This window comes from Variovorax sp. GW823-FHT02B07 (assembly GCF_058797695.1).
Genome location: NZ_JBXAJX010000001.1, coordinates 1,796,279 through 1,818,987, shown reverse-complemented (window position 1 = coordinate 1,818,987; position 22,709 = coordinate 1,796,279). Strand labels below are relative to the sequence as shown.

The following is a 22,709-nucleotide window of genomic DNA, read 5'->3' as shown; positions in this document are numbered from 1 at the left end:
CGCGGCCGCGGGGGCATTCAGGGCAATGTCAGCGCCCGAACTTCCACCACAGCAACCCCGCCACCAGGGCCGGCACCGCGAAGATGAACAGGAAGATCGGCAGCTCCTCGGCCACCGAGTACCCGGCCTTGAGCACGCCCACGGCCATGTTGATGCCCGCGCCGACGAACCACGCCGGAATGAACCACTTGGCCGCCGCGGCCAGCGCCATCGTCGAGCCGTCGCCCATGAAGCGGCCGGCCAGAAGAAACACCACCAGCAGCGCGAAGCCGCCCCCCATCACCATGACTGTGTGCATCTGCGTTGTCCTCCTGGGCGCATCTTGCCGGATGTCGGCGGGTCAGCGCGTGGTGTAGCCACCGTTGGCGAAGATGGTCTGGCCCGTGATCCACCAGCCCTCAGTGACCAGGAAGCGCACGATGGGCGCGATGTCCTCGATGTCGGTGAGGCCCTTCTTCGAGTACTTGCTGAGCGCGGCGGCGCTGCTGTGGTACGCCACGGCCTCGGGGCTTTCCTGGCCGTAGAAGAACGGCGTGTCCATCGGGCCCGGGCCGATGGCGTTCACCGAGATGCCGCGGTCGCCGAACTCCTTGGAGGCCGCGCGCGTGTAGTGCTCCACCGCCGCCTTGGCCGCCGGGTAGATGGCATAGAACGGCGTGTAGGCCGCGAGCAGCGAGCTCACCAGCGTCACGATGCTGCCGCCGTCGGCCAGCGTGCGGCCGGCCTGCTGGATGAAGAAGAAGGCCGCCTTGGCATTGGCGTCGAAGCTCTTGTCGTAGTCGGCTTCGGTGATGTCCAGGATCGGCTTCTTGATCACCACGCCCGCCGTGTTGATCGCCAGGTCGACCTGGCCGAAGTGCTTCACGGCCTGGTCGAACAGCTTCACGTTGTTCTCGACCACGGCGAGATCGCCCTGCACCAGCAGCGTGTCGGCGCCCTTGGCCTTCAGCGCGGCGGCCGTCTGCTCGGCCTCGGCGCGCGAACCGTCGCTGTTGTAGTGGATGGCAATGCCGCGGGCGCCGCCGTCGACCAGCTGGTGGGCGATGAGGGCACCGAGGTTCTTGCCACCGCCGGCGATGACGGCGACCTTGTTCGTGAGCGTGCGTGCGGACATGGATGGATTCCTCTGAATGAGTGAAAGACCCGGGACGGGATGTGTGACGAGCCGCCAGTCTATTGATCGCCAAGTTGCAGATAAATCATTCATTCAAGGCTAGACTGTTCTTAAAACCACGAACAATCAGCCATCGCCGCCATGGACCGCATCGAACTCCTCCAGGTCTTCCTGCGCGTGGCCGAAACCGGCAGCTTCACGCGCGCCGCCGACCGGCTGGCGCTGCCCCGCGCCACCATCTCGACCGCCATCCAGCAACTCGAAGCGCGCCTGGGCTCGCGCCTGCTGCACCGCACCACGCGCCGCGTGGGCCTCACGCCCGATGGCGAGGTGCTGCTCGAGCGGGCCCGCGCGCTGGTGGCCGACATGGAAGACATGGAGCAGCAGTTCCAGCCCGCGCACAGCAGCGTGAGCGGCCGGCTCAAGGTCGACGTGCCCAGCCGCATCGCGCGCCTGCTGATCGCGCCGGCGCTGCCCGACTTCTTTGCACGCCATCCGGCGGTCGAGCTCGAGCTGGGCTCCAGCGACCGCGCGGTCGACCTCGTGCTCGAAGGCGTGGACTGCGCCCTGCGCGTCGGCCCGCTCGCCAGCAGCAGCCTCGTGGCCCGGCCGCTGGGGCATTTCACGCTCATCAACTGCGCCAGCCCCGCCTACCTCGCGCAGCACGGCACGCCGCGCACGCCGACCGACCTGCCGCAGCACGTGGCGGTCAACTACGCCTCGCCGACCAGCGGCCGGGCCGCGCCCTGGGAATGGCAGCTGCGCGACGGCGAGACCCAGACGCTGCGCCTGCGCAGCCAGGTGGCGGCGAACAACGCCGAGACCTACATCGCCTGCGCACTGGCGGGGCTGGGCCTGATCCAGATCCCGGCCTACGACGTGCGCGAGCACCTCGCGGCCGGCGAGCTGGTGGAAGTGCTGCCCGACGCACGCGCCGAGCCGCTGCCGGTGCACCTGGTCTACCCGCACCGGCGCAATCTGTCGCGGCGGGTGCAGGCTTTCGCGGGATGGCTCGACACGCTGCTGGCGGCCACGCTCGATGCGCCCTCGCCCGCTGGCCGGACGGCGCGCAGCGCCTGAGTCTCAGGCCGGCACACGCCCCGCCCGCTCGCGCACGAAGGCCACGAAGCGCGCCAGCGCCGGGTGCGCCGCCTGCGCGGGCCACACGAGGCTGGTCTCGCACACCGGCAGGGTCACGCGCCGGCGCCCCACGCCCTTGAACTCGTGGACCTGCCGGTAGACCACGCCCGCGCGCCGGAACTGCATCACGCTGTGCGGCACCCAGGCCGCGCCGATGCCGCCCGACACAAGGTTGACGATGGTCTGCATCTGGATCGCCTCCTGCGCCACCTGCGGCGTGCGCCCGGCCGCGTGGTAGAGGCCAAAGATCGCGTCGTGCAGCGAGGGCACGATGCGGCGCGGAAAGATCACCAGCGGCTCGTCCAGCACCTCGGCCAGCGGCACCGGCCGCGCCTCGGCCAGCCGGTGCTGGGCGGGCAGCGCGAGCACCAGCGGCTCCACCTCGACCGGCAGGCAGGCCAGCCCCGGCGGCGCGGCGCCCGGCGAATGCAGCATCAGGCCGGCGTCGATCTCGCCGCGCGCGAAGGCCTCGAGCTGCACATCGCCGGTGGCCTCGACAAGTTCCAGCGCCACCTCGGGGCACAGCACGCGGAACTCGCGCACCCAGGCCGGCAGCTGCTCGAAACCGACCGTCGAAACGAAGGCGATGCGCACGCGCCCCACCTGCCCCGCCGCCGCCGCGCGCGCCCGGGCCGGCAGCGCCTGGGCGCGCGCCAGCAGCTCGCGCACGTCGGGCAGCAGCGCCTCGCCGGCCGGCGTGAGCGCCACGCGGCGGCGCGTGCGGTCGAACAGCACCACGCCCAGCGTTTTCTCGAGCTGGGCGATGGCCTGCGTGACCGGCGGCTGCGTCATGTGCAAGCGCAGGGCGGCGCGGCCGAAGTGCAGCTCTTCGGCCACGGCCACGAACTGGCGCCAGGCACGCAGGTCGATGAGGGCTTCATTCATATGCCAAGCATATCAATCCACGCTTCAAATTGGATTGGAACCAATCAATCAGAAGTCCGATACTTGGCGCTTCCCCCTCACGATCTCCCCACGACAGAAGAGACACCATGGACACCAAGACCATCCAGATCAACCGCCGCAGCGCGAACATCACCGAAGGCAAGAGCCGCGCCCCCAACCGCTCGATGTTCTACGCTATGGGCTACGAGGAAGGCGACTTCAAGAAGCCGATGGTCGGCGTCGCCAACGGCCACAGCACCATCACGCCCTGCAACTCGGGCCTGCAGAAGCTGGCCGACGCGGCCATCGCGGGCATCGAGGAAGCCGGCGGCAACGCGCAGGTGTTCGGCACGCCCACTATCTCCGACGGAATGGCCATGGGTACCGAAGGCATGAAGTACTCGCTGGTGAGCCGCGAGGTGATTTCCGACTGCATCGAGACCTGCGTCGGCGGCCAGTGGATGGACGGCGTGCTGGTGGTCGGCGGCTGCGACAAGAACATGCCCGGCGGCCTCATGGGCATGCTGCGCGCCAACGTGCCCGCCATCTACGTGTACGGCGGCACCATCCTGCCGGGCCGCTACAAGGGCCAGGACCTGAACATCGTCAGCGTGTTCGAAGCCGTGGGCCAGAATGCCGCCGGCAACATGAGCGACGAGGACCTGCACGAGATCGAAAAGCGCGCCATTCCCGGCACCGGCTCCTGCGGCGGCATGTACACGGCCAACACGATGTCGAGCGCGTTCGAGGCGCTGGGCATCTCGCTGCCCTACTCGTCGACCATGGCGAACCCGCACGACGAGAAGGCCAACTCGGCCAAGGAATCGGCCAAGGTGCTGATCGAGGCCATCAAGAAAGACCTGAAGCCGCGCGACATCGTGACCAAGAAGGCCATCGAGAACGCGGTGGCGGTCATCATGGCCACCGGCGGCTCGACCAACGCGGTGCTGCACTTCCTGGCCATCGCGCACGCGGCTGGCGTGGAGTGGTCCATCGACGACTTCGAACGCATGCGCAAGAAGGTCCCGGTGATCTGCGACCTGAAGCCCTCGGGCAAGTACCTCGCGGTCGACCTGCACCAGGCCGGCGGCATTCCGCAAGTGATGAAGGTGCTGCTCAAGGCCGGCCTGCTGCACGGCGACTGCATCACCATCAGCGGCCAGACCATCGAAGAAGTCCTGAAGGACGTGCCCGACGTGCCGCGCGCCGACCAGGACGTGATCCGCCCGATCGACAACCCGATGTACGAGGAAGGCCACCTGGCCATCCTGAAGGGCAACCTGTCGCCCGAAGGCGCGGTCGCCAAGATCACCGGCCTGAAGAACCCGGTCATCACCGGCCCGGCGCGTGTGTTCGACGACGAGCAGTCGGCATTGCAGGCCATCCTGGCCGGCAAGATCGTCGCCGGCGACGTGATGGTGCTGCGCTACCTCGGCCCCAAGGGCGGCCCGGGCATGCCGGAAATGCTGGCCCCCACGGGCGCGCTGATCGGCGCGGGCCTGGGCGAGAGCGTCGGCCTCATCACCGACGGCCGCTTCTCGGGCGGCACCTGGGGCATGGTGGTCGGCCACGTCGCGCCCGAAGCGGCAGCCGGCGGCACCATCGCGTTCGTCAACGAAGGCGACTCGATCACCATCGACGCGCACGAACTGAAGCTCGAACTCAACGTGCCTGAAGCCGAACTCGCCAAGCGCCGCGAAGGCTGGACGCCGCCGGCCCCGCGCTACACGCGCGGCGTGCAGGCCAAGTTCGCGTTCAACGCCTCGAGCGCGAGCTCGGGCGCGGTGCTCGACAAGTTCTGAAGCGGCATCAGCCCATCATCCACGCGCCGTAGCCGAAGGCCATGAAGCCTAAACCTACGATCGCGAAGATGGCCCGGGCTTCGAAATCCATCGCCGGGGGAAAGCTCTGCACGACGAAGTGCAGCAGCGCCCCCGCGCCGATGGTGAGAAAACCCGCACCGAACTGCTTCATCGCACTGTCGTCGGGATAGAGAAACACCAGCGCGAAGCCGGCCAGGAACACCACGTTGGCCAGCACCGTGCCGCGCGTGCGCCATTTCTTCTGCGTGGGCGTCGGCTCGCGCACCGGCGCCGGCCGGCCCCTGCGGCCCTCCTTGAGCGCCATGCCGGTGAAGAACAGGCCGAACATCGTCGGAAAGCCGCCGAAGAGGCCGAGCCCCCAGACGATGCCCCACATGTTCTGGAAGTCGGCCACCAGTGCCTGGGCCGGGTCGGCGGTGCTGTAGCGCACCTCGACCGCATCGCCCCATTCCTTGTCCGACAGGCTGCCGCCGAGCCCCTTGACGCGGCGCTTCTGCCCGTCGGCGGCGGTGTATTCGACGAGGGGCGCGCGCGTGGTGGTGACGTAGCCCTTGCTGTCCTTGCTGCGCTCTTCCACGAACTCGACCAGGCTGCCCTGCGTGCTGGCCGTGCCCGCGATCGACTGGTAGCGCTGCCAGCCCACCGTGACCGCGCCGTACAGGCCGGCGCAGCCGATCAGCAAGGCGCCGACGCCGGCGCCCCAGAAGAAGGTCTTGAAACGCCCGACCAGCGCGCCGACGGCCGGCCCGACCAGCAGCGACAGCCCGAAGACGAGCAAGGCGTGGGTGGCGGCTTCGTCGTCCATGGCGCGCGTCCTGTCGGCATGCGGCGCGGGTGACGGAGCCGCGCGGTCAGCGGCGCGGGCGCTGTGGCCCGTTGCTGGTGCGAAGGCCCATGTTGGTCTTCTGGCGGTCGATGCGCGCCTGCTTGCGCCGCTCCTCGCGCTCGATGACCTTGCGCTTGGTGTAGCCCGACGAATCGGCCCAGGCCCACCAGGCCAGCGCCAGCGCGAACGGGCTCAGCACGATCCACCAGCTCCAGCCGGCGACCATGCCCACTTCGAAATATTTGAGGGCTACACCGAGCAGGCCCAAGAGCAGAAACCACATCGCGAATACCCTCCGAGTTGGTCGGTATCGCCGCCGGTGCGTGTGCACCGCGCTACCTACAATCGCGTTGATCGAATGTAACTCAGCCCTTACGAAAACAGCCCCATGAAAAGAACGATGTTGATGGCAGCCCTGGGCCTCGGCCTCGCGGCGCCCGCCTTTGCCGACCTGGCCCTTGCCACGTCGAAGAACTGCATGAGCTGCCACGCGGTCGAACGCAAGGTGCTCGGGCCGTCGTTCAAGGACATCGCGGCCAAGTACAAGGACGACAAGGGTGCGGCCAACACGCTGGCCACCAAGATCATCAAGGGCGGCTCGGGCGTGTGGGGCCCGGTGCCGATGCCGGCCAACAACCAGGTCAGCGAAGCCGATGCGAAGAAGCTCGCAGCCTGGGTGTTGTCGACGAAGTAATCAGAGAAACGAAGCGCGCGACACGCCCGCGCCCGTTCAGATGCTCGGGTTGATGTCGCTGGGCACCGGACGGCGCTCGATGCGGTCCTCGAGCTGCCCGATGTGCGCCGCCACCGTGTTGTCGGTCTGGTCCGAACGCAGCTTGACCGCGCTTTCCAGCTGATCCATGCGCGCCAGCAGCGCCGTGTGCCGGTCGGCGTTGTGCGACATGTGCTGCTTCTCCTGCGCTTCCAGGAAGTTGCGCAGTTCGGTGAAGCGCGAGGCCTCGGCCTTGTCGGCGAGGTCGCGCTGGGTCTGCATTTCCTTCGTGTGGCGCTTGGTCTCCAGCAGCACCGAGCTGTGCAGGTACAGCACGTACACGAGGAAGAAGGCTGCGAGCACGGCCGTGAGCCCCAGCATGATCAGCCCCAGCGGCGCCGATACGCTCATGAAGCCCAGCCACACGTCGGTGGGTGCGGACAGCGTGCCCCAGTTCAGCGCGGCAAGCCCCGCGATGAGCAGCACGATGACAAAAAGAAAAGCGGATCTCACGCCCATGTGGCGCCTCCTTGCAAACAACCGATCACGATGACAAAAGCCGCGCGCCTGTCAGGGCACGCGGTGACGACATCGGTTTTACCTCAGCCAGGAGGCCGCTTTGGTGCACATGGCCGCACAAACGGCCATGTCCTACACCTCGATACAGCAGGTTCGTGACAACTGTTCCGGAATGGCCGGATTCGGCCAACCCAGGGTTCAGTTCGTCTCGGACAACTGATCGAGGATCGCCGGGTTCTCGAGCGTCGACGTGTCCTGCGTGATCGCCTCGCCCTTGGCGATGCTGCGCAGCAGGCGCCGCATGATCTTGCCGCTGCGCGTCTTGGGCAGGTTGTCGCCGAAGCGGATGTCCTTGGGCTTGGCGATGGGTCCGATTTCCTTGGCGACCCACGCGCGCAGTTCGTTGGCGATCTGCTTGGCCTCTTCGCCGGTCGGGCGCGCGCGCTTGAGCACGACGAAGGCGCAGACGGCCTCGCCCGTCACGTCGTCGGGGCGGCCCACCACCGCGGCTTCGGCCACGAGGTCGGTCTTGGACACCAGCGCCGATTCGATTTCCATCGTGCCCAGGCGGTGGCCCGACACGTTGAGCACGTCGTCGATGCGGCCCGTGATGCGGAAGTAGCCGCGGTCGGCACTGCGCACCGCGCCGTCGCCGGCCAGGTAGATGGTGCCGCCCATCTCTTCGGGGAAGTAGCTCTTCTTGAAGCGCTCGGGGTCGTTCCAGATGGTGCGGATCATCGAGGGCCACGGCCGCTTGATGACCAGCATGCCGCCGGCGCCGTTGGGCAGGTCCTTGCCCGTCTCGTCGACGATGGCGGCCATGATGCCCGGCAGCGGCAAGGTGCACGAGCCCGGCACCAGCGGCGTGGCGCCCGGCAGCGGCGTGATGACGTGGCCGCCGGTCTCGGTCTGCCAGAAGGTGTCGACGATCGGGCAGCGCTCGCCGCCGATATTGCGGTGGTACCACATCCACGCTTCCGGGTTGATCGGCTCGCCGACCGAACCGAGGATGCGCAGGCTGGTCAGGTCCCAGTTCTTCGGGTGCACCTTCTCGTCGCCTTCGGCCGCCTTGATGAGCGAGCGGATCGCGGTGGGCGCGGTATAGAAGATCGAGACCTTGTGCTTCTGGATCATTTCCCAGAAGCGGCCCGCATGCGGGAAGGTCGGGATGCCTTCGAACACGACCTGCGTGGCGCCGGCCGCGAGCGGGCCGTAGGCGACGTAGGTGTGGCCGGTGATCCAGCCGATGTCGGCGGTGCACCAGAACAGGTCTTCGGGACGGATGTCGAAGGTCCAGTCCATCGTGAGCTTGGCCCACAGCAGGTAGCCGCCGGTGGCGTGCTGCACGCCCTTGGGCTTGCCGGTGGAGCCCGAGGTGTAGAGGATGAACAGCGGGTGCTCGGCATTGACCGGCACGGGCGCGCACTCGGTGCTCTGCCCTGCCAGGGCTTCGGTGAAGGTCTTGTCGCGGCCCTCGACGCGGTTCCACGCAGTGGGCGTGCGCTCGTACACGAGCACGGTCTTGAGCGTGTCGCAGCCGCCCAGCGCGATGCCGTCGTCCACGATGGCCTTCAGCGGCAGTTCCTTGCCGCCGCGCAGCTGGTAGTTGGCGGTGATGACGGCCACGGCGCCCGCGTCGATGATGCGTTCCTGCAGCGCCTTGGCCGAGAAGCCGCCGAACACCACGCTGTGGGTGGCGCCGATGCGCGCGCAGGCCTGCATGGCGACCACGCCCTCGATGGTCATCGGCATGTAGATGATGACGCGGTCGCCCTTTTTAATGCCCTGCGCTTTCAGCGCGTTGGCGAACTGGCTCACGCGGGCCAGCAGTTCCTTGTAGGTGACGCGGGTGACGGCGCCGTCGTCGGCTTCGAAGACGATGGCCGTCTTGTTCTCGACCGGGGTGCCGATGTGCTTGTCCAGGCAGTTGGCGCTGGCGTTGAGCTCACCGTCACCGAACCATTCGTAGAACGGCGCCTTCGATTCGTCCAGGGTGCGGGTGAAGGGCTTCGTCCACTGGAGGTTGTCCTTGGCCAGGCGGGTCCAGAAGCCTTCGAAGTCCTGTTCGGCTTCCTTGCACAGCGCCTCGTAGGCGGCCATGCCGGCAATGCGGGCGCCTTCGGTGGCGCGGGCGTCGGGCGGGAACACGCGGTTCTCGACCAGGACGGATTCAATGTTCTTCGATGCGCTGCTCATGCTCTTGTCTCCTGATTGAATGCGGCCGTAATGTCGGGGCACGCACTTACGGGCCACTGACGGGGTCGATGTTAGTTCGCAGGGTTATCACGAGTGCGTCACTGGGAGACCTCTAGAATCGCCCGACTTTTTACACCTGTCTTCTTACTTCCCATGTCCGCCCCCGATCCTTTCGACGCCCGGAACGCGCCCGTACCAGCGCGCAGTTCCCCGCTGAAGCCCCTGCCCCGGCTCATCTTCGCGAGCCGCTGGCTGCAGCTGCCGCTGTACCTGGGGCTGATCGTGGCGCAGGGCGTGTACGTGGTGCACTTCCTGGTCGAGCTGCTGCACCTGGTCGAAGCCGCCTTCGGCAACAAGGACGCGCTGCAGGCCCTGATCGCGAGCATCGGCTACAAGACCACCGCACCGGTCGGCTCGCTCAACGAGACGGTGATCATGCTGGTGGTGCTGGCGCTGATCGACGTGGTGATGATCTCCAACCTGCTGATCATGGTGATCGTGGGCGGCTACGAGACCTTCGTGAGCCGCATGGACCTCGAAGGCCACCAGGACCAGCCCGAGTGGCTGAGCCACGTGAACGCCTCGGTGCTCAAGGTGAAGCTGGCCACCGCCATCATCGGCATCAGCTCGATCCACCTGCTCAAGACCTTCATCAACGCGGACAACTACACCGACAAGGTGCTGATCGCGCAGACCGTGATCCACATCGCGTTCCTGTTCTCGGCCATGGCCATCGCCTACACCGACAAGCTCATGAACGAGGCGGCCGCCGCCAACGCCCACCACTAAGAGGGCGCATCCCAGGCCGGCACTTCGGTGAAGCGCTCGGCCAGGAAATCGAGCAAGGTGCGCAGCGCAGACGGCATGTGCTTGCGCGAGGCGTACACCGCATACACCCCCAGCACCTGCGGCTCGTGATCGGGAAAGAGCGACACCAGCTCGCCCGATTGCAACAACCCCGACGTCAGATAGGTGGGCAGCATCGCGATGCCCGCCCCGGCCCGCGCCAGCGCCATCAGGCTGGCCGCGTCGTTGGTCGAGAGGTTGCCGGCCACGGCCACCGAGACCGGCAGGCCGTCGGCCTTGCGCGTGAAATTCCACAGGCTGCGGCCGAAATACGAATGCGTGAGGCAGTTGCGCTGCGCCAGCTCTTCCACGCGTTGCGGCTGGCCGTGCGCCTTCAGGTAATCGGGCGTCGCGCAGACCACCGAGCGGCACACCGAGAGCCGGCGCGCGATGAGGTTCGGATCGATCTCGGACGACACGCGGATGGCGAGGTCGATGCGCTCGTCCACCAGGTTCACCGCGCGGTCGAGCAGCACCAGGTCGACCGCCACGCCCGGGTAGCGCCGCACGTAGTCGGCCACCGCGCCGGCCAGCTGCGCCTGCGCGAACGAGGTGCTGGCCGTGATGCGCAGCTGCCCGCTCGGCGCCTCGGCCGGATGGCGCACCGCCGCCTGCATGTCGCCCGCGAGTTCGAGCACCTGGCGGCAGCGCGGCAGCAGCTCCTCGCCCGCGGCCGTGAGGCTCAGGCGGCGCGTCGTGCGGTGCAGCAGGCGTGCGCCGGTCCATTGCTCCAGTTCGGCCACGTAGCGCGTGACCACCGGGCGCGACAGGTCGAGCTTGTCGGCCGCGGCCGAGAGGCTGCCCGCGTCCACCACGGTCACGAACACCCGCATTGCGTTCAATCGGTCCATTCGAACGATTTTAGGAATAAAGAAGCGCGAAATTCGAGGTATTTCTTTCGAAACCAGAAACCTAAGATGCGGTTCATCCCCTTCCCAACTTTTGACTGGAGTCCCTCATGAGCCACATCGCCATCCTCGGCGCCACCGGACGTGCCGGCGGCCGCCTTCTCGACGAAGCGCTGCGCCGCGGCCACACCGTGACGGCCATCGCCCGCCATGCCAGCGCAAAGCTGGCCGGCCGTGCCAACGTCAAGACCGTCGATGTCGACGCGCTCGACGCCGCCGCCCTCGAAAAGGCCGTGGCCGGCCATGACGCCGTGTTCAGCGCCGCGCACTTCGCCACCGTGCCGCCCGCGGCCGTCATCGAGCCCGTGAAGCGCGCGGACGTGAAGCGCCTGCTGGTGGTCGGCGGCGCCGGCAGCCTGTTCGCGGCGCCCGGCCTGAAGGTGATCGACACGCCGAACTTCCCCGATGCCTACCGCGCCGAAGCCACGGCCGGCGGCGTGTTCCTCGATGCGCTGCGCAACGAGAAGGACCTCGACTGGACCTTCCTGTCGCCCTCCGCCGAGTTCGTCGAAGGCGAGCGCACGGGCAAGTTCCGCCTGGGCAAGGACGACCTGCTCGTGAGCGCCGAAGGCCGCAGCTGGATCACCTTCGAGGACTACGCGATCGCGTTCATCGACGAGCTCGAGAAGCCGACGCACTCGCGCCAGCGCTACACGATCGGCTACTGATCGATCGGCTGGCAACGAAAAAGGACCCTCGCGGGTCCTTTTTTCATGGGGGCTACGGAGCGGATCAGCGACCGGTCATGTTCTCCGGCACCACCCACGCATCGAACTGTTCGGCCGTCAGGTGCCCCGACGCAATCGCCGCCTCGCGCAGGCTCGTGCCTTCCTTGTGCGCCTTCTTGGCGATGTAGGCCGACTTGTCGTAGCCGATGTGCGTGTTCAGCGCCGTCACCAGCATCAGCGAACGCTGCACCAGCTCCGTGATGCGTTCGCGGTTCGGCTCGATGCCCACGGCGCAATGGTCGTTGAAGCTCACCATGCCGTCGGCCAGCAGGCGCACGCTCTGCAGGAAGTTGTGCGCCACCATCGGGCGGAACACGTTCAGCTCGAAGTTGCCCGAGGCGCCGCCGATGTTGATGGCCACGTCGTTGCCGAACACCTGCGCGGCCAGCATCGTGACGGCCTCGCTCTGGGTCGGATTGACCTTGCCCGGCATGATCGACGAGCCGGGTTCGTTCTCGGGAATGCTCAGCTCGCCGATGCCGCTGCGCGGGCCGCTCGCGAGCCAGCGCACGTCGTTGGCGATCTTGTTCATGCTGGCGGCGAGCGTCTTCAGCGCGCCGTGGGCATGCACCAGCGCGTCGACACTGGCCATGGCTTCGAACTTGTTCGGCGCGGTCACGAACGGCAGGTTCGTGAGCTTCGCGAGTTCGGCCGCGACCTGCTCCGCGTAACCCTTGGGCGCGTTGAGCCCGGTGCCGACGGCCGTGCCGCCCAGCGCCAGTTCGCACAGGTGCGGCAGCGCGGCGCGCACGTGCGCCTCGCCGTGCGCCAGCTGCGCCACGTAGCCCGAGAACTCCTGGCCCAGCGTGAGCGGCGTGGCGTCCTGCAGGTGGGTGCGCCCGATCTTCACGATGTCGGCGAAGTCTTCGGCCTTCTTCGCCAGCGTGCCGCGCAGCTTGGCAATGGCGGGCAGCAGCTTGTGCGTGATGGCTTCCACGGCCGCCACGTGCATGGCGGTGGGGAACACGTCGTTGCTCGACTGGCTGCGGTTCACGTCGTCGTTCGGGTGCACCAGGCGCCCTTCCCCGCGCTCGCCGCCGAGCAGCTCGCTGGCGCGGTTGGCCAGCACCTCGTTGACGTTCATGTTGCTCTGCGTGCCCGAGCCGGTCTGCCAGACCACCAGCGGGAACTCGCCCGGATGCTTGCCGGCAATGACCTCGTCGGCCGCGGCCACGATGGCGTGGGTCTTCTTCTCGTCCTGCAGGCCCAGCGCGTGATTGACCACGGCCGATGCGCGTTTGACCTGGGCCAGCGCCTTGATGATTTCGCGCGGCTGCTGCTCGCCGGAGATGTCGAAGTTCTGCAGCGAGCGCTGCGTCTGCGCGCCCCACAGCTTGTCGGCCGGCACGTCGATCGGGCCGAAGGTGTCGCGCTCGGCACGGGTCTTGGGAGAAGTCGTCATGAGAAAAATGGCTCCACAGTCTTGGATGGTTGCGCCCGCTCACCGGGCGCGGTGCCGAGTATGGTCTCAATAAGAATGGCTCGCATCTGACGAGGCCTTTCGCTCAGGTCCCACAGACACGATACGCCCGTGGGTTGACTCGCGTCATGCCAAAAAGTTATAATTAGCGGCTTCCGACGACCAACAAGTCATGTTGGTCACCCTTGCACTACTCGCGGATCTGCGAATCCCGTCGCGGTGCAAGGCCCTCCACGCCGGGCCCAGCCCGGCAAACCGGCCGGATCTTTTTTCCGGCCCCATTGCCACGTCACGCTCATCCAGGCGGCGCCCCTCGACCAGGCCCGTTGTCTGCGAATGAAGCATCCGGCGGGCACTGGCTTCGTCGCCAAGTCGTCTTCAGTGCCTGTCGGCAGCCCTCGGGGCTCGCCGGGCCATTGCATGCGCATGCGCAATCTTCATGCGCGCTGTCGGGCAGCTCCCTCATCGGGCTGATGGCGTGGCCGTTGCCGCCCTCCGGGGCGGTGCTGTGTCCACCCTTCACTCAAGGAGCCCCGGCATATGGCCAAAGGAATTCTCATCGACCATGTCTTCAAGGTGTTCGGCGACTCGCCCGAACAAGCCCTCGAGCTGGTCCGCCAAGGTTTTTCCAAGAAGGAAATCCTGGCGAAGACCGGCCAGTCGATCGGCGTGTTCGATGCCACCTTCGAGATCCAGGCCGGCGAGATCTTCGTGATCATGGGCCTGTCGGGTTCCGGCAAGTCGACGCTGGTGCGGCTGCTCAACCGGCTCATCGAGCCGACCGCCGGGCGCATCGTGATCGACGGCGCCGACATCAACGAGCACTCCGACAGCAAGCTGCGCGCGCTGCGCCGCAAGGACATCAGCATGGTGTTCCAGTCGTTCGCGCTGATGCCGCACATGACGGTGCGCGAGAACACCGCCTTCGGCCTGGAGCTGTCGGGCACGCGCAAGAAAGACCGCCTCGCGCAGGCCGACCTCGCGCTGGCGCAGGTGGGCCTTTCGGGCTGGGGCGACAGCTACCCCGACGAGCTCTCTGGCGGCATGCAGCAGCGCGTGGGCCTGGCGCGCGCGCTGGCGTCTGATCCGTCGATCCTGCTGATGGACGAGGCCTTCTCGGCGCTCGACCCGATCATCCGCACCGAGATGCAATCGGAGCTGCTGCGGCTGCAGCAGGTGCAGCGCCGCACCATCGTCTTCATCTCGCACGACCTGGACGAAGCCATGCGCATCGGCGACCGCATCGCGATCATGAAGGACGGCCACGTGATCCAGGTCGGTACGCCCGACGAGATCCTGCGCACCCCGGCCGACGACTACGTGCGCAGCTTCGTGCGCGGCGTGGACGCGGCGGCGGTGTTCAAGGCGGCCGACATCGCGCGCAAGTCGCTCACCGTGGTGTGCGAACACCCCGAGCGCGGCGCGCGCGCGGCGCTCAAGCTGCTCGAAGACCAGGACCGCGACTTCGCCTACGTGACCAGCCCGACCAAGCGCTTCCTGGGCGTGGTCTCGGCCGACACGCTGCGCGGTGCGCTCGACGGACATTCGGGCCCGCTCGGGTTGCAGCACGCCTTCCTCGAGGACCTGCCGCGCATCGACGCCGAAGCCCCCGTGGCCGGCCTGATCGGCCAGCTCGCGCAGGCGCCGTGCGCACTGCCGGTCGTGGCCGGCGACGGCCGCTTCTGCGGCGCGATCAGCAAGACGACGCTGCTGCGCTTCCTCGACCGCGACACGCCGCCGATCGAACCCGTCTCACCGCACGCCGCCCCCGCACTCGCCGCCGAGCCGCATTGAATTCACGAAGGACCTTGAACGATGAACGACACCACATTGCCTTCCGACCTGAACGCCCCTCTCTTGGACGCCCCCGTCCTGGACACGCCCGCTGCCCCCCCGGCCCTCGATCCGTGGGAAGCGATCTCGGCCGCGCCTGACACCTCGAGCGCCAGCGCCTGGCTCGACGCCCCGGCGAACACCGTGCACGCCCTCGCGGGGCAGGCCGACGCCGCCACCAACGGCTTCGCGCTGCACCGCCTGTGGGACGGCTCGCTGCCCGTCGAGGCCTGGATCAACCAGGGCCTGGGCTGGGTGGTGGAGCATTTCCGGCCCTTCTTCCAGACCGTGCGCCTGCCCATCGACAGCACGCTCAACTCGGTGCAGGGCCTGCTCACCGCCCTGCCCGCGCTGCCGATGATCGCGCTCATCGGCCTGCTCGCCTGGCAGTTCGCCGGCCGCGCGCTGGCCATCGGCACCGTCGTGTCGCTGATGCTGGTGACCGTGCTGGGCATCTGGCCCGAAGCCATGGTCACGCTGTCGCTGGTGCTGACCTCATTGGTGTTCTGCATGGTCATCGGCCTGCCGCTGGGCGTGCTGCTGGCCAGCAGCGACCGGGCCCAGCGTGTGATGCGCCCGGTGCTCGACGCGATGCAGACCACGCCGGCCTTCGTGTACCTCGTGCCGGTGGTGATGCTGTTCGGCATCGGCAACGTGCCGGGCGTGATCGTGACCATCGTCTTCGCGCTCGCCCCGCTGGTGCGCCTGACCAACCTCGGCCTGCGCCAGGTGCGCCCCGACCTCATCGAGGCCGCGCGCGCCTACGGCGCCTCGCCCTGGCAGATGCTCGTGAAGGTGAAGCTGCCGCTGGCCATGCCCTCGATCATGGCGGGCATCAACCAGGCGCTGATGCTGTCGCTGTCGATGGTGGTGATCGCCTCGATGATCGCCGTGGGCGGCCTGGGCCAGATGGTGCTGCGCGGCATCGGCCGGCTCGACATGGGCCTGGCCACCGTCGGCGGCCTGGGCATCGTGCTGCTGGCGATCACGCTGGACCGCCTGACGCAGGCCATGGGCAAGTCGCGCCGCAGCGCCGGCCACCGCTGGTGGTACACGGGACCGGCCGGCCTCGCGCTGCGCACGCTGCAGCGCCTTGTCGGCACGCCCTCGCGCGGCTCGCACGCCGATGACGCCGTGCCCGCCCTTTCCACGCAAGCGCACTGACCGCCCCGGAGGACATCCACGCATGAAGACCACCCGCCTCTTCCTCGCCCGCGGCCTCCTGGCGCTGGGCTTCGCCGCCTTCGGTGCGACCGCGCAGGCCGCCACTGATCTGCCCGGCCAGGGCGTCACCGTGCAGCCGCTGAAAAGCTCGCTCGCCGAGGAAGCCTTCCAGACGCTGCTGGTGATGCGCGCGCTCGAGAAGCTCGGCTACAAGGTCGAGCCGATGAAGGACCTCGAGCCCGCCACCGAGCACCTGGCCATTGCCAATGGCGACGCCACCTTCATGGCCAACCACTGGAGCCTGCTGCACGCCGACTTCTACAAGAACAGCGGCGGCGACGCCAAGCTGTGGCGCCAGGGCACGTACTCCGACGGCGCGGTGCAGGGCTACCTGATCGACCGCAAGACCGCCGAGCAGTACAACATCACCAACCTCGCGCAGCTGAAGGACCCGGCGATTGCGAAGCTGTTCGATGCCGACGGCGACGGCAAGGCCGACCTCACCGGCTGCAACCCCGGCTGGGGCTGCGAACTGGCCATCGAAAACCACCTGAACGCCTACCAGCTGCGCGACAGCGTGACCCACAAGCAAGGCAGCTACGCCGCGCTCATGGCCGACACCATCGCGCGCTTCAAGCAGGACAGGCCGATCCTCTACTACACCTGGACGCCCTACTGGGTCAGCGCCGTGCTGCGCCCGGGCGCGGACGTGGTCTGGCTGCAGGTGCCCTTCTCGCCCGCGCAGGCCGGCGCGCAGGTCGACACCCGGCTGCCCAACGGCCGCAACTACGGCTTCCTGGCCAACGAGCAGCGCATCGTCGCCAACCGGGCCTTCATCGAGAAGAACCCCGCCGCCGGCCGCCTGTTCGAGGTGATGAAGCTGCCGATCAGCGACATCAACGCGCAGAACCTGCGCATGAGCGAAGGCGCGAACAGCATGCAGGATGTGACGCGCCACACCGACGGGTGGATTCGGGTGCACCAGGCGACGTTCGACGGGTGGATTGCGCAGGCGCGCGCCGCGGCCCGGTAACACGGCCTCCCCCCCGCGCCGGCGCCCTTTCGCCCGGCGCCGGCCTGCGGTATTGGTGGCTGAGATAATCGAGGGCGTTCCCCCTCCAAGAAGACTCCCCACCATGCCGACCACGATCCAGCAGGCCGACCTGATCGAATCGATCAGCGCCGCGCTCCAGTACATCAGCTACTACCACCCCGCGGACTACATTGCCCACTTGGCCAAGGCCTACGAGCGCGAGCAGAGCCCCGCCGCCAAGGACGCCATTGCGCAGATCCTGACCAACAGCAAGATGAGCGCCACGGGCCACCGCCCGATCTGCCAGGACACCGGCATCGTCAACGTGTTCCTCAAGGTGGGCATGGACGTGCGCTGGGGCGGCTTCACCGGTTCGCTGGACGACGCCATCAACGAAGGCGTGCGCCGCGGCTACAACCACCCCGACAACACGCTGCGCGCCTCGGTCGTGGGCGACCCGCAGTTCGATCGCAAGAACACCAAGGACAACACGCCCGCGGTGATCTTCACCGAGATCGTGCCCGGCAACACCGTCGAGGTGACGGTGGCCGCCAAGGGCGGCGGCAGCGAGAACAAGAGCAAGCTGGTCATGCTGAACCCCGGCGACAGCGTGGTCGACTGGGTGCTCAAGACCGTGCCGACCATGGGCGCCGGCTGGTGCCCGCCCGGCATGCTGGGCATCGGCATCGGCGGCACGGCCGAGAAGGCCGCGCTGATGGCCAAGGAAAGCCTGATGGACGACCTGGACATGCACGAGCTGCAGGCCAAGGCCGCCTCGGGCGCCGAGCTCAGCAAGGTCGAGGCACTGCGCCTCGAACTGTTCGAGAAGGTCAATGCCCTGGGCATCGGCGCGCAGGGCCTGGGCGGCCTGGCCACCGTGCTCGACGTCAAGATCCAGATGTACCCCACGCACGCGGCCAGCAAGCCCGTGGCGATGATCCCCAACTGCGCAGCCACGCGCCACGCGCACTTCGTGATGGACGGCAGCGGCCCGGTCTACCTCGATCCGCCGTCGCTGGACCTGTGGCCCGACGTGAACTGGGCACCGGACGAAAAGAAGAGCAAGCGCGTCGATCTGAACAAGCTCACGCCCGCTGAAGTCGCCAGCTGGAAGCCGGGCGACACGATCCTGCTGAACGGCAAGATGCTCACGGGCCGCGATGCCGCACACAAGCGCATCCAGGACATGCTGGCCAAGGGCGAGAAGTTGCCGGTCGATTTCACGAACCGCGTCATCTACTACGTCGGCCCGGTCGATCCGGTCGGCAATGAAGCCGTGGGCCCTGCCGGCCCGACCACCGCCACGCGCATGGACGGCTTCACCGAGATGATGCTTGCCCAGACCGGCCTGATCGCCATGATCGGCAAGGCCGAGCGCGGCCCGGTCGCCATCGAGGCGATCAAGAAGCACAAGAGCGCCTACCTCATGGCCGTGGGCGGCGCCGCCTACCTCGTGAGCAAGGCCATCAAGACCGCCAAGGTGGTGGGCTTTGCGGACCTGGGCATGGAAGCCATCTACGAATTCGACGTGGTCGACATGCCCGTGACCGTGGCGGTCGATGCCGGCGGCACCAGCGCGCACATCACCGGCCCGGCCGAGTGGCAAAAGCGCATCGCCAGCGGCGAGTTCAAGACCATTCCGCTGGAAGTCGCTTGAACCCGGTCGGCGTGTTCGACAGCGGCGTCGGGGGGCTGAGCACGCTCGCCGCGCTGCAGGCCGAGCTGCCGACGGAACGCTTCGTCTACTTCGCCGACACCGCGAACGCGCCGTATGGCGAGCGCGGCGACGCCTACGTCATCGCGCACTCGCGCCAGGTGGTCGAACACCTGCTGCGTGCGCACGGCATCAAGGCGCTGGTGGTGGCCTGCAACACGGCCACCACGGCGGCGATCCACGTGCTGCGCGCCGAATTTCCCTCGCTCCCCATCGTGGGCCTAGAGCCGGCGCTCAAGCCCGCCGTGGCGACGAGCCGCACGGGCCACATCGCGGTGCTGGCCACGCGCGGCACGCTGGCCAGCGCCCGGTATGCAGCGCTGCGCGATTCCTTCGCAGGCGCGACAACCGTGCGGCCCGTGCCGTGCGACGGCCTCGTGAAGGCCATCGAAGGCTTTGACAGCGCCACCATCGCCGCGCTGTGCGAGCGCTACATGGCGGAAGCAGGCCCCTTCGGCGACGGGCCAGGCGAGGTCGACACCGTGGTGCTCGGTTGCACGCACTATCCGCTCGTGAAAGACGAACTGCAGCGCCACGCACCGGCGACGCTGCGCTTCATCGACACCGGCGCACCGGTCGCGCAGCAGACGCGCCGCGTGCTGACATCGCTCGGCCGGCTGGCAGATGACAACGGCGAAGGCGGGCTGGTGCTCGAGAGCAGCGGCGTCCTGGCGGTGCTCGACGCCGCCGCGGCGCGCTGGTTGCCCGCGCGCGTGCAAGGCGCTTCGGTGCCGGCGGCGAACGCAGCCTGACATCCACTCACCAGCAAATGCGCGCCCTCTTCTTTCTGCGTCATGCACTGGTCCTGCTGGGCCTGGCCTCGGCCGCCGGCCTGGGCCACGCCGCCTGCGAAAGCGGGCTGGCCGAGCGCATGCACGCCAAGCTCTATCCGAAGCAGCCGCTCGACGAACGGCTGGCCGCCTGCAAGGTCTGGCCGGCGTTTCCCGGCCGCAGCATCGTGGTGCTGCCCATGCCGCGCGAGACCACGGACAAGGGCGCCAAGGTCTTCGACCTGGCGCTGCTGCTGATCCAGCGGCCCGACAACGGCAACACCGACCGCGACACGGTGATCGGGCGGATCTTCCTGCCCGAGGCGCTCGACGAAGACGCCACCACCTCGATCCAGGAAATCCGCGTCGACACCTCGCGCTATGTGCTGTCGCCCGACACGCGCGCCTTCGGCCTGCGCGTGCGCTACCGCGGCAACAGCCCGACCTCGGGCCCGCAGGCCAGCGAGACCGTGCGCCTGTACGTGCAGCGCGGCAACAAGCTGCAGCAGGTGCTGCAGGAGATCGAGCTCGACCACGACAACGGCGGCTGGGACGCCACCTGCACCGGCCACTTCGAGAAGCTGCGCACCATGCTGTCGGTCGCCCGCACCACGAGCAACGGCTTTGCCGATCTGCAGCTGTCGCGCACGCTGGTGCAAAGCCGCGCGCAGGAACAGGAAGACCAGGGTTGCGTCGAGAAAGCGCTGCCCGCGAAGTTCAGCACCGTGACGCTGCGCTATGACGGCGAGCGCTACAAGGTGCCCAAGTCGCTGCAGCAGGCGCCCTGAGGCGCACTTGAAATCCGGCGGGTCATTCACGGACCCGTCATACGAAAGCAACAGCATGCGCGGTTTGTTCCAAAGAACGGCCACGCACCATGAGTTCGCTTTCCCTCCCGTCCCGCATTCCTTTCCGCCCCATGCTGCTCGCCGGCGCTCTGTCGATCCTGCTCGCTGCCTGCGGCGGCGGCAGTGACGGCGGCGGCTTCAGCGGGTTCTTCCCGCCCGCCACCAACCCGCCGACCACGCCGCCCGCCGTGGTGCAGCCCGAGCCCGACCAGCTCGTCTCGAAAGCGCAGTTCACGCCCAACGCAGGCACCACCGAAGGCTCGTCCGACGCATCGACCGCCCTCGCCCTGCCCGGCGACTTCATGCTGGTGGCGGACGACGAGTCGAACGTGCTGCGCGTGTACCCGCGCGCCAGCGGCGCGGCGGTCAAGGAATGGAGCTACAAGCTCGAAGGCCCCAAGCTCTCCAAGGAGCTCGACCTCGAAGCCGGCACGCGCATCGGCGACACGCTGTACTTCACCGGCTCCAACAGCAACAAGAAGGACGGGGGCGATGCGGCGGCCGACCGCTCGCACCTGTTCGCGGTGAAGGTCGGCGGCACCGGTGCGGCCACCACCTTCGACTACGTGGGCCAGTTCTCGCTGCTCGAAGCGCAGCTCATCGCCTGGGACACGGGCAACGCCCACGGGCTCGGCGCCAACCACTTCGGCCTTGCCGTGTCGGCCGCCGCGGGCGTCGTGCCGGAGCGTGTCGACGGTTTCTCGATCGAAGGCATGACCAGCGCGCCCGGCGACACCGCCCTGTGGCTGGGCTTCCGTGCGCCGCAGACCGGCGCCTCGGTGCGCGCCAAGGCGCTGATCGTGCCGCTGCAGAACCACGCCGCGCTGATGGCCGGCACCGCCACGCAAGCTGTCTTCGGCGCGCCCATCGAACTGGAGTTGGGCGGCCGCGGCATCCGCTCGATCGACAAGGGCACCGACGGCAACTACCTGATCGTCGCCGGGCCCGCGGGCGCAGCCGTGCCGGAGGTAGAGCGCAACTTCGCCCTGTTCGCCTGGGACGGCAACCCGAACAGCGCGCCCATCGAACTGTCGAACGACCTCGACGCGCTGCGCAAGGCCACGGGCGGCAGCTTCGAATCGGTCGTCGAGGTGCCGGGCCCGGTGAAGGCCGGCACGCAGGTGCAGTTGCTGCTGGACAACGGCGACACCAAGTGGGACGGCAAGACGGCCTCGAAAGACCTGCCCGCTGCCGAGCAGAAGTTCGACGGCTTCGTCGTGCGCCTGGGCGCGCCGTGGGTCGACACGGCCGCGCCGAAGCTGCAGAAGGCGTCGCCGCCGGCCGGCCGCGTGGGCGTCAACCTCGACACCTCGATCATCCTGTCGTTCAACGAGGCGGTGCGTCTCGGGTCCGGGCGCATCGTGCTGCATGCGGCCGACGGTGCGGTGGTCGAGACCTTCCACGCCAACAGCCCCGCCGCGCGCGTGCAGGTGGCGTTCAACGTGCTGACGCTGGTGCCCACGGCCAAGCTCGCGATGAACGCGGGCTACTACGTCACGGTCGATGCCGACGCCATCACCGACGCCGCCGGCAACGCCTTCGCGGGCATCCACGACACAGCAACGCTGGGCTTCACGACGGCCGGCACGCCCACGCCGCTGGCAGCCGGCGACCTGCTCTTCATGGCCGCCAACGCCGAGGCGCCCGACGCCTATGCCTTCGTGCTGCTGAAGGCGGTGAATGGCGGGACGCAGGTGCTGTTCACCGACCGCGACCGCAAGAAGGACGCGGCCGAGTTCACCGACATCACCAACGAGACGGCCTTCTTCTGGACCGCGAACCAGAACCTGCCGGCCGGCACCATCGTGACGATCCAGACCGACGTCGTGGGCAGCCCGATCGCGGACAAGGGCTTCACGCTGGGCTCGCCGGGTGGTATCGGCAAGTCGGAAACCGTCTACGCCATCGCGGGCGGCACGATCGAAGGCCTGGGCGAAGGCAAGGCCGGCAAGATCACGGCGGTCGGCAACTACCTGGCAAGCATCACACTCGGCGGCGCCGCCGGCACCATCCCGGATGCGCTCACGACGGCCGGCACGGCGTTCAGCTTCACCGTGAGCCCGGTCAATCAGACCAACGCGATCTACAACGGCTCGCTCGACCGCTCGGACCTGGCGGCCTTCGCGGCGCGTGTGAAGAACCCGGCGAACTGGGTCCAGCGATATGCGCCGGAAGCCGGCTACCCGCTCACGCGCGACAGCCTGTTCGGCGACAAGCTGCCCTGAGCGCC

Annotated in this window: 21 protein-coding genes; 12 read left to right on the top strand and 9 right to left on the bottom strand. The window is 68.0% G+C overall.

The window, feature by feature from the left end:
* Positions 1-28: 28 nt before the first annotated feature.
* Positions 29-298 (bottom strand): hypothetical protein, encoded by a 270-nt coding sequence (locus AC1RGU_RS08510; RefSeq protein ID WP_492695956.1) that lies wholly within the window; start codon positions 296-298, stop codon positions 29-31.
* A gap of 42 nt (positions 299-340) precedes the next feature.
* Entirely contained in the window at positions 341-1,114 is a 774-nt protein-coding gene (locus AC1RGU_RS08505) for an SDR family oxidoreductase (RefSeq protein WP_070060483.1), read from the bottom strand.
* Positions 1,115-1,255: 141 nt separating this feature from the next.
* On the opposite strand from AC1RGU_RS08505, the gene AC1RGU_RS08500 reads away from it, so the two are divergent.
* Positions 1,256-2,194, top strand: a complete 939-nt coding sequence (locus tag AC1RGU_RS08500; RefSeq protein ID WP_492695954.1) for a LysR family transcriptional regulator — start codon at positions 1,256-1,258, stop codon at positions 2,192-2,194.
* Positions 2,195-2,197: 3 nt separating this feature from the next.
* Here the strand turns inward: AC1RGU_RS08500 and AC1RGU_RS08495 are convergent, their stop codons facing one another.
* Positions 2,198-3,139 (bottom strand): LysR family transcriptional regulator, encoded by a 942-nt coding sequence (locus AC1RGU_RS08495; RefSeq protein WP_492695952.1) that lies wholly within the window; start codon positions 3,137-3,139, stop codon positions 2,198-2,200.
* Between the two features lie 107 nt (positions 3,140-3,246).
* Here AC1RGU_RS08495 and ilvD point away from each other — a divergent pair, with 107 nt between their 5' ends.
* Positions 3,247-4,941 carry a dihydroxy-acid dehydratase gene (gene ilvD / locus AC1RGU_RS08490; protein WP_369632648.1) on the top strand — a complete coding sequence of 565 codons (1,695 nt, stop codon included), beginning with the start codon at positions 3,247-3,249 and terminating at the stop codon, positions 4,939-4,941.
* Between the two features lie 7 nt (positions 4,942-4,948).
* On the opposite strand, the gene AC1RGU_RS08485 is transcribed toward ilvD, so the two are convergent.
* Positions 4,949-5,767, bottom strand: coding sequence for a DUF3592 domain-containing protein (locus tag AC1RGU_RS08485; RefSeq protein WP_159271965.1), 819 nt, complete (start codon positions 5,765-5,767; stop codon positions 4,949-4,951).
* 46 nt (positions 5,768-5,813) lie between these two features.
* Positions 5,814-6,071, bottom strand: coding sequence for a TIGR04438 family Trp-rich protein (locus tag AC1RGU_RS08480; protein WP_492695950.1), 258 nt, complete (start codon positions 6,069-6,071; stop codon positions 5,814-5,816).
* 105 nt (positions 6,072-6,176) lie between these two features.
* Between AC1RGU_RS08480 and AC1RGU_RS08475 the strand changes: the two genes are divergently transcribed.
* Entirely contained in the window at positions 6,177-6,482 is a 306-nt protein-coding gene (locus tag AC1RGU_RS08475; protein ID WP_062482639.1) for a c-type cytochrome, read from the top strand.
* A gap of 36 nt (positions 6,483-6,518) precedes the next feature.
* Here the strand turns inward: AC1RGU_RS08475 and AC1RGU_RS08470 are convergent, their stop codons facing one another.
* Positions 6,519-7,019: a hypothetical protein gene (locus AC1RGU_RS08470; protein WP_062482638.1), complete on the bottom strand. Its 501-nt coding sequence runs from the start codon at positions 7,017-7,019 to the stop codon at positions 6,519-6,521.
* 198 nt (positions 7,020-7,217) lie between these two features.
* Complete coding sequence (gene acs, locus AC1RGU_RS08465; RefSeq protein ID WP_354343537.1) at positions 7,218-9,215, bottom strand: acetate--CoA ligase; 1,998 nt, start codon at positions 9,213-9,215, stop codon at positions 7,218-7,220.
* A 153-nt stretch (positions 9,216-9,368) separates the two neighbouring features.
* Between acs and AC1RGU_RS08460 the strand changes: the two genes are divergently transcribed.
* Positions 9,369-10,004 carry a YqhA family protein gene (locus AC1RGU_RS08460; RefSeq protein WP_095947778.1) on the top strand — a complete coding sequence of 212 codons (636 nt, stop codon included), beginning with the start codon at positions 9,369-9,371 and terminating at the stop codon, positions 10,002-10,004.
* Here AC1RGU_RS08460 and AC1RGU_RS08455 read toward each other — a convergent pair.
* On the bottom strand, positions 10,001-10,912 hold the full coding sequence (locus tag AC1RGU_RS08455; protein WP_492695947.1) for a LysR family transcriptional regulator: 912 nt from the start codon (positions 10,910-10,912) through the stop codon (positions 10,001-10,003). The two genes, AC1RGU_RS08460 and AC1RGU_RS08455, sit on opposite strands and share 4 nt — an antisense overlap.
* A gap of 107 nt (positions 10,913-11,019) precedes the next feature.
* Here AC1RGU_RS08455 and AC1RGU_RS08450 point away from each other — a divergent pair, with 107 nt between their 5' ends.
* Positions 11,020-11,637 carry an NAD(P)-dependent oxidoreductase gene (locus AC1RGU_RS08450; RefSeq protein WP_492695945.1) on the top strand — a complete coding sequence of 206 codons (618 nt, stop codon included), beginning with the start codon at positions 11,020-11,022 and terminating at the stop codon, positions 11,635-11,637.
* A 64-nt stretch (positions 11,638-11,701) separates the two neighbouring features.
* Here the strand turns inward: AC1RGU_RS08450 and fumC are convergent, their stop codons facing one another.
* Positions 11,702-13,099: a class II fumarate hydratase gene (fumC, locus tag AC1RGU_RS08445; protein ID WP_095947781.1), complete on the bottom strand. Its 1,398-nt coding sequence runs from the start codon at positions 13,097-13,099 to the stop codon at positions 11,702-11,704.
* A 558-nt stretch (positions 13,100-13,657) separates the two neighbouring features.
* On the opposite strand from fumC, the gene proV reads away from it, so the two are divergent.
* The 7 genes from proV (at position 13,658) to AC1RGU_RS08410 (ending at position 22,704) form a co-directional block, all read left to right on the top strand.
* Positions 13,658-14,911, top strand: a complete 1,254-nt coding sequence (proV, locus tag AC1RGU_RS08440) for a glycine betaine/L-proline ABC transporter ATP-binding protein ProV (RefSeq protein ID WP_062475815.1) — start codon at positions 13,658-13,660, stop codon at positions 14,909-14,911.
* A gap of 21 nt (positions 14,912-14,932) precedes the next feature.
* Complete coding sequence (gene proW / locus AC1RGU_RS08435; RefSeq protein WP_492695943.1) at positions 14,933-16,114, top strand: glycine betaine/L-proline ABC transporter permease ProW; 1,182 nt, start codon at positions 14,933-14,935, stop codon at positions 16,112-16,114.
* A gap of 22 nt (positions 16,115-16,136) precedes the next feature.
* Positions 16,137-17,147, top strand: coding sequence for a glycine betaine/L-proline ABC transporter substrate-binding protein ProX (proX, locus tag AC1RGU_RS08430; protein WP_492695941.1), 1,011 nt, complete (start codon positions 16,137-16,139; stop codon positions 17,145-17,147).
* A gap of 103 nt (positions 17,148-17,250) precedes the next feature.
* A complete protein-coding gene (locus tag AC1RGU_RS08425) occupies positions 17,251-18,804 on the top strand; it encodes a fumarate hydratase (RefSeq protein WP_492695939.1) in 1,554 nt (517 codons plus the stop codon).
* Positions 18,801-19,613 carry a glutamate racemase gene (gene murI, locus AC1RGU_RS08420; protein ID WP_492695937.1) on the top strand — a complete coding sequence of 271 codons (813 nt, stop codon included), beginning with the start codon at positions 18,801-18,803 and terminating at the stop codon, positions 19,611-19,613. Before AC1RGU_RS08425 ends, murI begins: the two co-directional genes overlap by 4 nt.
* Before the next feature lie 17 nt (positions 19,614-19,630).
* Positions 19,631-20,419, top strand: coding sequence for a PA3715 family protein (locus AC1RGU_RS08415; RefSeq protein WP_492695936.1), 789 nt, complete (start codon positions 19,631-19,633; stop codon positions 20,417-20,419).
* Positions 20,420-20,508: 89 nt separating this feature from the next.
* Complete coding sequence (locus tag AC1RGU_RS08410; RefSeq protein ID WP_492695934.1) at positions 20,509-22,704, top strand: Ig-like domain-containing domain; 2,196 nt, start codon at positions 20,509-20,511, stop codon at positions 22,702-22,704.
* Positions 22,705-22,709: the final 5 nt, after the last annotated feature.